At 45.4% G+C, this 12,714-nt stretch carries 11 protein-coding genes; 3 read left to right on the top strand and 8 right to left on the bottom strand.

Annotated elements, in window-relative coordinates; genetic code table 11:
• Window positions 1-20 precede the first annotated feature (20 nt).
• On the bottom strand, window positions 21-242 hold the full coding sequence (locus QUB13_RS26060) for a hypothetical protein (protein WP_333386750.1): 222 nt from the start codon (window positions 240-242) through the stop codon (window positions 21-23).
• A gap of 105 nt (window positions 243-347) precedes the next feature.
• Complete coding sequence (locus QUB13_RS26055; RefSeq protein ID WP_194009855.1) at window positions 348-743, bottom strand: response regulator; 396 nt, start codon at window positions 741-743, stop codon at window positions 348-350.
• A 1,082-nt stretch (window positions 744-1,825) separates the two neighbouring features.
• Between QUB13_RS26055 and QUB13_RS26050 the strand changes: the two genes are divergently transcribed.
• From QUB13_RS26050 to QUB13_RS26040, 3 genes are all read left to right on the top strand, one after another.
• Window positions 1,826-4,378, top strand: coding sequence for a DNA gyrase/topoisomerase IV subunit A (locus QUB13_RS26050; protein WP_333386749.1), 2,553 nt, complete (start codon window positions 1,826-1,828; stop codon window positions 4,376-4,378).
• A 403-nt stretch (window positions 4,379-4,781) separates the two neighbouring features.
• A complete protein-coding gene (locus QUB13_RS26045) occupies window positions 4,782-6,062 on the top strand; it encodes an ABC transporter ATP-binding protein (protein WP_442922205.1) in 1,281 nt (426 codons plus the stop codon).
• A gap of 126 nt (window positions 6,063-6,188) precedes the next feature.
• Window positions 6,189-6,341 (top strand): chlorophyll A-B binding protein, encoded by a 153-nt coding sequence (locus tag QUB13_RS26040; RefSeq protein ID WP_194066599.1) that lies wholly within the window; start codon window positions 6,189-6,191, stop codon window positions 6,339-6,341.
• 563 nt (window positions 6,342-6,904) lie between these two features.
• On the opposite strand, the gene rpoD is transcribed toward QUB13_RS26040, so the two are convergent.
• From rpoD to QUB13_RS26010, 6 genes are all read right to left on the bottom strand, one after another.
• Window positions 6,905-8,074 (bottom strand): RNA polymerase sigma factor RpoD, encoded by a 1,170-nt coding sequence (rpoD, locus tag QUB13_RS26035; protein WP_333087819.1) that lies wholly within the window; start codon window positions 8,072-8,074, stop codon window positions 6,905-6,907.
• Between the two features lie 1,694 nt (window positions 8,075-9,768).
• Window positions 9,769-10,176 carry a DUF4276 family protein gene (locus QUB13_RS26030; RefSeq protein WP_333386743.1) on the bottom strand — a complete coding sequence of 136 codons (408 nt, stop codon included), beginning with the start codon at window positions 10,174-10,176 and terminating at the stop codon, window positions 9,769-9,771.
• Complete coding sequence (locus QUB13_RS26025; protein ID WP_333386741.1) at window positions 10,125-10,400, bottom strand: hypothetical protein; 276 nt, start codon at window positions 10,398-10,400, stop codon at window positions 10,125-10,127. Before QUB13_RS26025 ends, QUB13_RS26030 begins: the two co-directional genes overlap by 52 nt.
• Window positions 10,401-10,424: 24 nt before the next feature.
• Window positions 10,425-10,901 (bottom strand): AAA family ATPase, encoded by a 477-nt coding sequence (locus tag QUB13_RS26020; protein ID WP_333386738.1) that lies wholly within the window; start codon window positions 10,899-10,901, stop codon window positions 10,425-10,427.
• On the bottom strand, window positions 10,787-11,626 hold the full coding sequence (locus QUB13_RS26015) for an AAA family ATPase (protein ID WP_333386735.1): 840 nt from the start codon (window positions 11,624-11,626) through the stop codon (window positions 10,787-10,789). Before QUB13_RS26015 ends, QUB13_RS26020 begins: the two co-directional genes overlap by 115 nt.
• Window positions 11,627-11,746: 120 nt before the next feature.
• Window positions 11,747-12,631 carry an ABC transporter permease gene (locus tag QUB13_RS26010; RefSeq protein WP_333386732.1) on the bottom strand — a complete coding sequence of 295 codons (885 nt, stop codon included), beginning with the start codon at window positions 12,629-12,631 and terminating at the stop codon, window positions 11,747-11,749.
• Window positions 12,632-12,714: the final 83 nt, after the last annotated feature.

The raw sequence follows: 12,714 nt of genomic DNA, 5'->3' as shown, positions 1-12,714 counted from the left end.
GCTATCGATCGCACCGCTGGTTACATACAGCCCGTGCAAACTCGATAGCGAGCTGTTGCTACAAATGTAGCATTGAGATCCAATGCAATTAAAATTCCTTCTTCCTTCTTCTTCCTTCTTCCTTCTTCCTTCTTCCTTCTTCCTTCTTCCTTCTTCCTTCTTCTTTCTTCCTTCCTTACATCCGTTAGATCAGCTACACAATCCGTTGTCCAACTTCCTCCTTCATGTATAGCGGTTCTCAAACTTGGTGAGGCGGGATCTTTCCACTCCTGCCTATGCGCGGTTTGGCCTATCCCCTATGCCCACTCCTAGCACCTCATGTTACCGAGAAAGGCTATATATTTCACTCAATCAGGGAGCAAAGCCTTGATCTGAGCGACAAACTCTTGATGGTCTACCACGGGTTTAGAGATGTAACCGTCCGCACCACTTTGATTTAGAAAAGTTTCTCTATCACCGGCCATCGCGTGAGCTGTTACCAAAATAATTGGTAGCGAGGCCGTTTGCGGGTCTGCTTTCAGCAGTTGAGTAATTTTAATACCGTCAACAGCTTTTCCTTGATAGACGCTGCGTGAAAGAGACACATCCATTAAAATCAAATCAGCTTCTCCAGACGCAGCAATCTGCATCACCTCTTCAACATTTTCTGTGTGCTTCACGGCTAAGCCACCCCGCTTAGTCAGAATTTTAGAAAAAACTCTAGCGTTAACCAAATCGTCCTCTACAATCAGAACGGTTTTCATCTTTGCGATCTCCTAGATACCAGCTTCCAAGGCGCTTTACTCAGCACGGGGAAGGCGAGAGGAAAGGATGGGCAACAATACGGCTGCATACAAATAGCCATCTTTTTTGTGAATGTGTTTGCAATACTTTTGACATCTGCCCCGCCGTAAAATGGACGGGGATTTCATCTATGTCAAAACTTGTTTCATCAAGCTAGTTATATCACAGATGGCACTAGGTGGCTCCGATCCGCGAATTGCGTTTCCCTTCAACTCGGTTGTCTTGGGCCCGCTGGTTTTTAGGCGAAATGGCCTACAGATGCCTAAAAGTTTCCAGGGAGTATCTCATTTCTGTCGCCAAGCATTTTTTTTGCGAGTGCAAGGCGGTGGCGATCGACCTATATAAGACTCGATCGCCAGACAGCACTATAAATGGGCTGTCAAAAAAACACTTACTGCATTGATTGAGGTGCTCCCCCTGACACTGACAACAGTTTCAAAATTCTTCATTAGCAGGTTTTTAGGATTTTTTTCTGGGTCAAGCCTGCGATTTATAGTCGGGGTAGTGTGACAATTGTTTTATGTGCTGCCCTTAAAATCAAGCAATGTTGATTCAGATACTGCCGCTGAAGCATTGGGAGTAGGGAACATAGCGGGGATTGTTAAGGATTGGCAATTCTTAGTTTAGACCGATCGACATTGCTTTAAAATATCGACGCTTCGATCGATCGCAGGTCAGACTAGGACAGCTCATGAGAAAAGCTTTTGACTGCTGAATTCTCAAAGATCGGCATTTGTGAGCGATTATAAATAAAAGCATGACTGTAAATCAACCTTCTCGCGGCGGACGGTAAATAGACAGGTAATCGCAACGGTCGGCAATATAGAGGTTAGGGTAAGAGTGGAGAGTAAGAGGCAAGTGTTGTCTGTCTTCGGCACTCTGATTTTGCTTTAACCTGTTAAATTTATTTTTATCCTCCTGCTGGGCGGTTTTATCGAACTATCGGTTTGCTTGAAGGCAAACGCTTTTCATTCGAGACAGGCAACCTGAGCATTATTGACAGAGGCTGTCTTCACTCAGGAATTAACGGACACAAGAACTCATGGCCAAACAACTAAACCTACTTTCCGGGCAAGTAATTTCTACGCCTCTGCACGCCGAGATGCAGCAATCGTACCTCGAATATGCCATGAGTGTGATCGTCGGGCGAGCTTTGCCTGATGTCCGCGACGGTTTAAAACCGGTGCACCGTCGAATTTTGTATGCGATGCACGAACTCGGTTTGACACCAGACAGACCTTACCGCAAGTGCGCCCGGGTAGTTGGAGATGTTTTGGGAAAATATCACCCCCACGGCGACCAATCGGTTTACGACGCTCTGGTGCGGATGGTTCAGGAGTTTTCGAGCCGCTATCCTTTGCTTGCGGGTCACGGCAATTTCGGTTCGGTGGACAATGACCCGGCTGCTGCGATGCGCTACACAGAAACTAGGCTCGCACCGATCGCCCACGAAGCTATGCTAACCCAAGTCGGCGATGCAACTGTTGATTTTGCAGCTAACTTTGACAGTTCCGAACAGGAACCGACAGCACTACCGGCTCAGTTGCCGTTTCTGTTACTCAATGGCTGTACTGGGATTGCTGTGGGGATGGCAACTAATATTCCGCCGCACAATTTGGGAGAGGTGGTAGACGGTTTAATTGCTTTGATTGAAAATCCCGAAGTCTCGGACGAGAAGTTGATTGAACTGATTCCGGGCCCGGATTTCCCGACCGGAGGGGAAATCGTCGCTACAGAGGGCATTGTTGATGCCTACACTAAGGGCCGAGGCAGCATTGCGGTCAGGGGTGTGGCTGGGGTGGAAGAAGTGCCTGGTAATCGCAAGGTGCGGACTAAAACGGCGATCGTGGTGACGGAGTTTCCGTTTCAGGTGAATAAGGCGAGTTGGATTGAAAAGGTGGCGGATTTGGTGAATGCCGGCCGTCTCGACGGTATTTCTGATTTGCGCGATGAGAGCGATCGCGATGGCATTCGAGTTGTGATTGAACTCAAGCGGGAATTTACTCCCGAAGCGGTGCTAGCTCGTCTTTACCAACAAACTGACCTGCAAACAAATTTTGGTGCGATTTTGCTGGCAATTGTCAACGGTCAACCCCGACAGTTGACGCTCAGACAATTGTTGCAGGAATTTCTGGATTTCCGAGAAGTGACTATCACCAGGCGCTACAATTACGAGTTGCAGGTGGCAGAACGTCGGTGTCACATTGTCCAAGGCTTAATGTTGGCTTTGACAAATCTCGATACTACGATCGACATTCTCAGAAATTCTCCTGATGGTACTACTGCTAAGCAAACTTTCCAAGTTCGCCTCGATTTGAGCGAAAGTCAATCTGATGCGATTTTGGCGATGCCGATGCGCCGGCTGACTGGTTTAGAAAGGCAACATTTGCAAGCCGAACTGGATGAGTTGACGGGAAATATTCAAGAATTGCAGCGGTTGTTGAGCGACAGGCGCGAACTTTTGAAGGCTTTGAAGAAGGAATTGCGATCGCTCAAACGCAAGTACGCTGACCCCCGCCGCACTAAATTTGCTAGGGAAACAGGACGCGCGGCCAAGACAGACACACAATTTTCTGGTAAGAAAAATTCTGGACTCAAGCAGTTATCGCCGGCAACAATTCAGCCTAACTTATTGCCTGTTCTAGAGCCTGAAGAAACAATTGTTGAATTTTCGCACAAGCAGTACGTGCGGCGCTTGCCGGCTAACGATCGCCCGCGCTCGAAAAGTCGCGAAAAATCGGTTTCAGCTTTAGAAAAAAATGAAGATTTTATTGTGACTGCAGAGCTGACTAAAACCGATCGCACTTTGGTAGTCTTAACTCCTAACGGCAAAGCTTACCCGCTGAAAGTGGCTGATATTCCTAGCAGCAATCCAAAAGACCGAGGAAAGCCGATTGTCGGTTTGTTATCCCCTAGTGCTACTAAAGACAGTACGGATCGCGCTTTGTCGGAAATTACTATCGCACACTTTATTTTGCCGGAAAATTCGGAGGGGGTGGATTTAGTAACTATGACTCAGCAAGGCAAAATTAAACGTTTGCCGGTGCAGGAATTGGCTGATGTGACTAATCGCGGCATGACTGTTGTTAAACTCAAGGAGGACGATCGGCTCCGCAGCGCTAGTCTGAGCAAAGTCGGCGAGCAAGTGGCCGTCGCAACTTCGGGAGGCCGAGTTCTCCGGTTTGATGTTAATGACGAACAACTGCCGCCAATGGGCCGCAGCGCCCTAGGTTCTCAAGTAACCAGGTTGCGGAAGCAGGAAGTTTTGGTGGGTTGTATTACGATCGATCCCGAAGACAGTCTGGTGCTATTTTCGGAGTTGGGTTGGGCTAAACGAATGCCCGCAGGTTCTGTCAGACTTACTAATCGCGGCGAAATAGGCACTCAAGCTTTTCGTTTCGCAGAACCTAAAGATGCTTTGGTTGGCTTGCTGCGATCGGTTCCGGGTACGGATGTTAAACTTTTTACTACTTCTGGCCGCTTGCTGCGATCGACTACTGATGCTATAGCTTTTTGGGGGAAAGATGCTCCGGGCGATCGAGTTTTTGACCTCAATCCCGGTGAAAAAATTATTAAGGTTATTACCAGTCAATAGTCATGGGGCATGGGGCATGGCGCATGGCGCATGGCGCATGGGTAATGGGGCATGGGTAATGGGTAAAGCGAGGATTCACATCCAGGCACTCACTGGTTAATTTAAATCTCAAAGCAATTACCAATGCCCGATGCCCTGTTTGCCCGATGCCCTGTTTGCCCTGTTTGCCCGATGCCCGATGCCCAATGCCCAATGCCCGATGCCCAATCTAAAATATAAAATATAAAATTGTTTGATGGCGAAAGTTGTATTAGAAAATATCTACAAAAGTTTTCCACTCCGCCAAGGAGAACAGGAAAAAAAAGCAAACAACGTCGCAGAAAGTGTCTCGCCCGAAGCCTCTAGTTCAACTTCTAACAGCGTTTTGCGGCGGATTAACTTGACGGTCGAAGACGGGGAATTTATGGTGCTGGTGGGGCCTTCGGGCTGCGGAAAAAGCACTCTGCTGCGATCGATCGCCGGTTTGGAAGTTTTGACTGCCGGCAATATTTGGATTGGCGATCGCCTCCTCAACGATTTGCCCCCCAAAGACCGAAATATCGCTATGGTGTTTCAAAATTATGCTCTCTATCCTCACTTAACAGTTTACGATAATCTCGCCTTTGGATTGCGTCGCTCTCAGAAGGAAGAAGGAAGAGGGAAGAAGGAAGAAGGAAGAAGGAAGAGGGAAGAAGGAAGAGGGAAGAGGGAAGAAGGAAGAGGGAAAAAGGAAGAAGAGACAAAGACAGAGACAGAGGCGGAAAAAAGCAGCCTGGTTCAGGCAGAAAAAATAAAAAATCAGTTAAAAGAGGTGATTAATTATTTAGCTTCTAATACTTTAAACAAAGAGCAAATATATACTTTAGGGGAGGACTTTTTAGTTGGAGCAACTCGCAAGCTTCCTCCGGGTTTGCGCTATTTTTCGGAACGGGAAAAGGCTGTAGGCAAAAGAGTTAGGGCGGTAGCTCAATTATTGCAAATAGAACCGCTTTTAAATCGCTTGCCGAAACAACTTTCGGGAGGACAAAAGCAGCGAGTAGCTTTGGGTAGGGCGATGGCTCGAAATCCTGAAGTTTTTTTGATGGACGAACCGCTATCTAATCTTGATGCGAAATTGAGGGCGGAAACTCGATCGCAAATTGTGCAGTTGCAGCGACAGTTGGGAACTACGACTATTTATGTGACTCACGACCAGACTGAGGCGATGACTATGGGCGATCGCATTGCTATTATGAATGCAGGCCAGCTTCAGCAAGTCGCTCAACCTCTGGAGCTTTACAACAAGCCGGCTAATCTATTTGTGGCTGAGTTTATCGGTTCTCCGCCGATGAATTTTTTGCCGGTGCAGTTTACAGCCCCGCTGTTGATTTCTCACCCGCAATTTCGCTTTACTTTACCGGATATTTGGGCAAAAAACCTACAGCAATATGACGGGCGAGAGCTGATTTTGGGCATCCGGCCCGAACATCTGAGCATTCACCCTCCTGCTACCAAAAATCTGTCTGTACAAGTGGAAATTGTGGAGGCTTTGGGGCACGAAACTTATTTGCGGGTGTGTTTGACTGATGCTCCGGCTGTGCGGATGCAGGTGCGGGTTCCTCCTGAGCGATCGATCCGTGTTGGTGAGGAGCTTTGGCTGGCCGTCGCCCATGACAAGATTCACTTGTTTGACCCGGATACGGAGTTGGCTATTTTCCCTCGTTAGGCGAAATTCTCAAGGTCGATCGGCCTTTGCGATCGATCTCACACATCATAAACTTGCACTTTATTCAAGTGAATGTTATATTAATTTACATAAGCCTTACAAAAGTTAACAAAAAGAGTTCGCACTATGCAAGAACAAAAACGCAACGCTTGGAACTGGGGCTTCAGCGAAGGAGCTGAAAATTGGAACGGTCGTTTAGCGATGATTGGTTTCTCTGCCGCTGTGATTATCGAATTGGTTTCCGGTCAAGGCCTGCTTCACTTCTGGGGCGTGATCTAGTACGATTTTAGATTGGAGATTGGAGGATTGGGACGCCATTCTTTTCTCGATCTGACTAAGATTAAAAAACCCGGTTTCTTTGACGCGAGTAGCTGCTCTTCGAGTGACTCAGATCGAGAAACCGGGTTTTTGAACTGCCGTGCGCGAGCAAAATGCTTTAAACCAATCTAATTTTTCACTTGAGATTGTTTAGACAATAGAAAGCTTGGGAGTCCCCAAAAGAACTCCCAAAGTTTTTCCCGCGCGCTTTTAGCAGGGCCATTTACCAGCAGCAAATAGCTATCTCATATCCGTTTGATTGACCGCACTACGAACCGTTTTTGTGATGGTAATCGACCCGACATGATATGATATCAAATCCTCTCTTCATCGGAATAGTAGATTCACAGCTAACAGTTAACAGCTAACAGTTAACAGTTAACATCATGTATGAGTGCAACCGGAATTGATATGACTCGCAGTGCAGCGAACACAAAAAGTTTAACAACCATCGCTTCCAAAAAAGCTATGGTTCGATCCCCAAAAGAGCCAATCACTCTTTTGGGTGATGCGAGAAAAATACTCTAGCGGATATATTCTTTTAAGATGCTGTTGCGGTTGGGATGGCGCAGCTTCCGCAGCGCTTTAGCCTCGATTTGACGAATCCGCTCGCGAGTAACGTTAAAGATTTGACCAATTTCCTCCAAGGTCTTCATCCGTCCGTCATCTAAGCCGTAACGCAGTCGCAATACATCTCGTTCTCTAGGGCTTAGAGTATCCAAAACGCTCTCTAAATCTTCTCTTAGCAAGTTTTTAGAGACTTGATCTTCTGGCGTTTCTCCGTCAGATTCAATAAAGTCTCCCAGACGCGAGTCTTCTTCTTTGCCGATTGGAGTTTCTAAAGAAATAGGCAACTGTGCGGATTTAGCAATGAAACGCAACTTCTCGATCGTCATCTCCATTTTAGTCGCGATTTCTTCTTCCGTAGGCTTGCGGCCCATTTCTTGAGAAAGAAGTTTGGTAGTTTTCTTAATCCGCGAGATGGTTTCGTAAAGATGAACCGGTAGGCGGATAGTCCGGGATTGGTCGGCGATTGCTCTGGTGATGGCTTGACGTATCCACCAAGTTGCGTAGGTGGAAAATTTGTAGCCTTTTTCGTGATCGAATTTTTCAGCGGCCCGGATCAGACCCAAAGAGCCTTCTTGAATCAAATCTTGGAAAGACAAACCGCGATTCATGTACTTTTTGGCGATCGACACCACCAAACGCAGGTTTGACTGTACCATCTTCTCCTTGGCCCGCCGACCGACGTGGAGTCTGTGACGGAATGCCGGCAGTGCCATATCTACAGCATTAGCCCATTCGTTATCTTTGGGTTCGCGGTCTAACTCTTCGAGGAGTTGTTCTCGAACTCGCTCTAATTCCAGCAAATCGGCAATCTTGCGGGCGAGTTCAATCTCTTCGTCGGCTCGCAACAGTCGAATTCTACCAATTTCTTGGAGGTAAAGACGAATAGAGTCTTCTGTATAATGCTTTTTCTTGGCTTGGGCCCGACGGCGGGCTTTGACACCTTTGCCAACTTTAGTATCGTCTTCTTCAGATGGGCTGTCTAGAAAATCTTCTCGATCGTCGTCTTCGTCGATAAAAAGTTCCAACTCGCTTTCGGGTAGAACGCTTTTGGCGTTCCTAAGCAACTCGATGGTTTCCATTTCGGGTGTGATTGTGGTTTCGAGTACGGTGTTAGCCTGGGTCATGCCGCCTTCCTCATGCTCCTGAATTAAAGAATAAATAACAGTGGAATAGTGTCTGTTTGTAGTTTAGACAAGTTAGCCAGTATTGGCATTTCCGCAGTAAGAAATAGTGGGCTTTTCAGTTTGCTAAATGAAGCATTGACCGAAACAGCACCAGTTTTACAAGTCAAATTTCGACTTCTGGTTGAAAGAAGCAGCGAGTACATTCAATCTATCGCATATTTTTAACGTTGCAACCTATATTGAGGGTGCAGCTTTTTCTTTCACAGCGAGTTATCGCCTCATCTGCGATACCTTACCCAGAAAAACGAATGCCAGAGATGCGACGATCGCACGCAGGTCAAAATACTGGCTTTTTTTTACCCGGTACTTCGATCTTTTACCCGTACCAGTTTTCTGGTACTGAGCCCTCTAACTTTTGTGTTTGAGGTGTCGAACTTTTGAGAAAGCCGGCAGCGTGCGAGTGACGATGTTGTCAGACATGATAGTTGCACGGCTAATTTTCGCCATTTCGGATGTAAGTTTGCTGCTTCCAACGCAACAGCAGAGAGTCGTAGCACCAAATGGTGAGAATCGGATCTGGCAAAGACCCTTCCGATTGTAGCCGTTCTCACAAAAAATGGAAGTTATTTTCAATTTTTGTCAAGAACTCGGAAAACTTTGTCAGCTTAGCTTGACAATAGTGACTCATGGCCGATTCAGATCAATCCTGAGAACGGCCCCTAAAAACCTGGGTACGATCGAACGGCGCTGTTTTTTTGTGCTGATGTGGGTGAACGGCTGCGGCGCAGTCTGCCAGAGAGTTAGCAGACAATTTTGGATTTGCTGGAATTGAAACCAATAAAATCTTTGTAGATGCACCCATCATTACCCTGTTTCCCTGAATTGAATCATACACAATCTGCGATCTAATAAAGCTTGCGAACTTGAGTTGTAAGTCGGCCGCTCTGAAGTAGAAACCGACGATTTCCCCCAATGAAGCGTTGCGGGTTTAATAGTGCAACAGGGGCTTTCTTTGTTAAGTTAGCTCAAATCCCAGAAATTGGGTTTAATTTCGACATTAAATCACATTAAGTTATTAGCGTCACATTCTCATTTAAGCAGTGGGACACGAGTTTATGGCAGAGCGTGGCAAAAACCACCCGGATAAATTCTACTGAGAGTTAACCCGTCGCGCAACTCCCGGCAGCAAATGTCTCTAAAATTTGCTGGCTTTCGGCTCGCACTTGCGCGATCCTCTTCGAGGGCTTCGCTAACGCCCATTTTCACAAGCAAGACAATTCGCTATTTCCCGAAAGCACAACTTCACATTTACTTTAAATATATCCTAACAGTGTGAAGCTTTGACAAAGCAAATTCATCAATTTTAAGTAAAATTACTGGTGTTGTGCTGAAGATTTCCAGCAGATAGAACAAAAGCCGTATGGGGCGTTGGTGCAACTGTCGGCAGATGATAACTCTGCAAGAAAAGGAAAATTTACCCAGTTAGCGATGTGCTTGCTATTGTTGGAGAAGGCACAAGCTGCAGAATGCGCTTAAAGATTTGGAGCGACAGGACGCTGGTGCGATAGCTCAAAGTTTTGTTACATTTATTTACAGCGTATCGTCCGAAAGCGCGGCTCTAGGTTTGATCTCTAAATCATTGATCGCGCTCCTAGCTCAGCAATGACGAGAGCGAAAATTGTCTATCAAGTTGATTATACCTGGTTACTATTGATGCAGTCTAATAAACCTCGATAAAAAGCTTGGAAACTTGTAGAGCTATTTAATTCAGGATTCATATATTGAGAAATTTCGCTAGAGGCCTTATATTTTTCTAATCCTCCCGGATGATATCCAGCATTTTGCAGGACTCTTTCCAAAGCCTCCGCTGTTCCTCCTTTGATACCATCAGGGTCGCGATACCGTTTTTGTTTAGCTAAATTGGCAGAGACTTTAGGGTAAGCTTGGCAAATTGCTTCAACATCGCCGAAAAACCACGCTTCTAATTCTTCAACTACAATTCGATTTAAGACTTGGAATGATTTATCTTTTTGACAGGAAGATTTAGTGATTAATCCGATGATATTGCCATTATTTCTAGTTGTTGTTTTAATTTGAGACAATCTTCTCGATCTTTATCTATTAAAACAACTATTTTCCTGTCAGGCGGAAGCCATGCTTGATAACCTTTCAAACGGTTAGGCAATTTAGCCAGTAAATCTGTTTTCCCTCGAAAAGCATGAATTTTATAGGTGATAGTCGATGGCAATATTTTGGGTAAAATCTGGGTTAAAGCTGATTCTAGTGATGCTTCTTCCACTAAAAATTCAAGATGCAAAATGCTCACCTACTCTTAATTTTCAAGTTAAAATTATTGCGGTGCACCCGCGTTTTTGAGGGGATTTCCCACATCGAAGAAATCTTCCATCCACAGCGAACCGAGTAAGGAACCGTTTTCTATAAATTGTTTAATTCCCTGCATATCTGCAGTTCTTTTGGCTTGAGTAAAACCTTTTTCATCTCTATATAATACCCATAATTCTTCTGGTTTTAAACGATCTACAAAAAAGGGAGAATGGGTTGTTATCATTAATTGAGTATTCGCCGAAGCCGAACGACATTCTTCTGCAAGCTGAGGTAATAATTGCGGATGCAAATGATTTTCTGGTTCTTCTATTCCCACTAATTGCGGGGGATTTGGATCGAATAAAACTGTCAAATAAGCTAAGAGTTTTAAGGTACCATCAGAGGCATATTTTGCCAAAATGGGATGAGAAAAAGGAGCATCTTTAATTTCAACAAAAGTCGGCCATCCTGCATGACAAGAGCCTCGACTTTTTCGAGGCATGGAATACGAGCAGAAAGGGTTTTTAGTATTTCTTCTAACCGTTGGTGATGTTGTTCTTTTAGGTATTGGATAACATTAGGTAAATTGTCACCAGTGGGGGACAATCTTTCCTGTGCACCTGCTTCGGGAAGGCTGCGGGTATTATCTGCGGTTAAATAGGATAAATACCAACCTGTAATAAAGCGTCTTAATGCGCTGACGCGAGGATGTTTGGCAAATTGTCCTAATGTATTTACTGCTAAAAATTCAGATGATTCTAGTTTTTCGGTGATCCTTTCACCTTCTTCATCAGGACTTTCGCCACTAATAACTTGTCCTTCGCCTTTTTTGAAGTCTAAAAACCGAAAAGGTTTACCTTGGCTGGCTCGCCTCCACTGTAACGATTCTTCAGCAATGAAAGGACGATTATTTTCTTCATCTATGGCGAGATGATAGGTAATTAACGGCGATTTGGATGTCTCTCGATATTTTAATTCAATAATGATGCAGCCTGTACTATCTCTGGTGCGTAATTCTCGAAATCTGCCCCTTCTATCCCATGCTTTTCTGAGGCTTTCATTGAAACATTCAGACAAAAAAGCAAAAACATCAAAAATAGTTGATTTTCCGCTACCATTAGGTCCTAAGAGGACAGTTAAGGGGGTAATTTTTTTAAGTTCTAGATTATGTAAAGCTCGGTAATTTTGGACTTTGAGATATTCTATCCGTGGAACATTTTTCATCATTTCACCTGCTTAATTAGATTTTGTGTGTCGTGAATTAAAATATTCAACAAGTTGTGAGTTCATCTCTCGCTAAAAAATGCACTCGCAACTTAATTGTGATTAATTTAACCGCGAGACAAATTATTGTTGATTTCGCAGCCGAGGGTTAACAACTTCGTTCAATCCTTCTCCTACTAAAGATAGTCCGATTACCATTAAAGTCATGGCTAAACCGGGAAATAATGCTGTCCACCAAATGCCTGTAGGTAACGCATCCAAAGCTAAACGCAAGTCGTGTCCCCATTCTGGGGTTTGTTCGGGAAGTCCCAAACCGAGAAATCCTAAGCCTCCTAATGTTAAAATGGCGTCGGCGGCGTTAAGGGCAAACAGCACGGGTACGCTTTGAATCACGTTTAGGAAGAGGTAGCGCGAAAGCACTGTCTGAGTGTCTGCACCCATTGCTCGGGCGGCTTCGACAAATAATTCGGTTTTGATGCTGGCGGTGTGATTCCTGACTACGCGGTAGTATTGAGGGATGTAGGAAATGCTCAGGGCGATCGCAGCGTTGAATACTCCTCTTCCTACTACAAACGCCAGTGTCAAGGACAGCAGCAGCCCCGGCAAAGTATAAATTGTATCCATTAAAAATAACAGCGCTCGATCGAGCTTACCGCCCAAATAACCGCTAAGCAAACCTAGGGGTACGCCGATAAACAAGCTCAAACTTGTGGCTAAAATCACCACTTGCCAAGCAGCGCGAGAAGCAAACAGCGTGCGGGAAAAAACATCGTAGCCGCTGCGGCTGGTACCAAACCAGTAATTCGCTGACGGCGGTTCGTGAATCGGATTAATCAAAGCATCGGTAGGATTTTGCAGCCATCCCCAAGCTTGCATGGCCGGAGACAAAGTGGCTACCAATACAAACACGGCAGTTATTATCAAACCCGCCCACATCATTTTCATTGACAGGCTGGACTTTGAGGCAACATTGAGCAATCGCGGCAGTCGGAGGCGGCTTTGAGTCATATTTATGAAGGAAGAAGGAAGAAGGAAGAAGGAAGAAGGAAGAAGGAAGAAGGAAGAAGGAAGAAGGAAGAAGGAAGAAGGAA

The organism is Microcoleus sp. B4-D4 (genome assembly GCF_036705185.1).
Taxonomy (GTDB): domain Bacteria; phylum Cyanobacteriota; class Cyanobacteriia; order Cyanobacteriales; family Microcoleaceae; genus Microcoleus.
This window is presented reverse-complemented; position numbering and strand designations above follow the sequence as displayed.

Bases quoted from the DNA above. Each gene is read 5' to 3' on its own strand.
- QUB13_RS26055 (WP_194009855.1), bottom strand. From the start codon at position 743: ATGAAAACCGTTCTGATTGTAGAGGACGATTTGGTTAACGCTAGAGTT.
- QUB13_RS26045 (WP_442922205.1), top strand. From the start codon at position 4,782: ATGGTGCTGGTGGGGCCTTCGGGCTGCGGAAAAAGCACTCTGCTGCGA.
- QUB13_RS26010 (WP_333386732.1), bottom strand. From the start codon at position 12,631: ATGACTCAAAGCCGCCTCCGACTGCCGCGATTGCTCAATGTTGCCTCA.
- QUB13_RS26015 (WP_333386735.1), bottom strand. From the start codon at position 11,626: ATGATGAAAAATGTTCCACGGATAGAATATCTCAAAGTCCAAAATTAC.
- rpoD (WP_333087819.1), bottom strand. From the start codon at position 8,074: ATGACCCAGGCTAACACCGTACTCGAAACCACAATCACACCCGAAATG.
- QUB13_RS26050 (WP_333386749.1), top strand. From the start codon at position 1,826: ATGGCCAAACAACTAAACCTACTTTCCGGGCAAGTAATTTCTACGCCT.
- QUB13_RS26040 (WP_194066599.1), top strand. From the start codon at position 6,189: ATGCAAGAACAAAAACGCAACGCTTGGAACTGGGGCTTCAGCGAAGGA.
- QUB13_RS26020 (WP_333386738.1), bottom strand. From the start codon at position 10,901: ATGCCTCGAAAAAGTCGAGGCTCTTGTCATGCAGGATGGCCGACTTTT.